This window comes from Flavobacterium erigeronis (assembly GCF_054075165.1).
The window spans coordinates 1-478 of the sequence record NZ_JBSKGP010000030.1 but is presented as its reverse complement, the minus strand read 5'-3'; the positions used below and the strand labels follow the sequence as shown (position 1 = coordinate 478).

Genomic DNA, 478 nt, shown 5'->3' with positions numbered 1-478 from the left:
ATCTGATATGCCCGGAACTATTGGTTCTACCGATATTTTTGTAGTGGACATTCTAGGCAATAATCAATTTTCTAATCCGAGAAATTTGGGCGAAAAAGTCAATACAACCGGACGTGAAATGTTTCCGTACATTACCGATCAAGCCTTGTACTTTGCCTCTGACGGATTTTTAGGCCTCGGCGGACTTGATGTTTTTGAAAGCCGTATAGCAGATGGCAATTTTGATTCTCCTTCCAATCTTGGAGCGCCTTTAAACAGCAATCTTGACGATTTTGCTTTTATTGTAAACGAAGAAACCAATCGCGGTTTTGTCTGTTCGAATAGAAAAACAGGAAAAGGCGACGACGATATTTATTCGTTTGAGCGCTTTTGCAATCAATCGATCAATGGTTATGTTTTTGATGCCATTTCCAACAGTAAAATTGCAGGCGCTATAGTGATTCTTAAAAACCAAAATGGCGAAAAAATAGCAGAAACA

Annotated in this window: 1 pseudogene; it reads left to right on the top strand. The window is 38.9% G+C overall.

Features of this window, described 5'->3' with window-relative positions:
• Nucleotides 1–478: pseudogene (locus ACWA1F_RS23945) on the top strand (OmpA family protein); the annotation flags it as partial.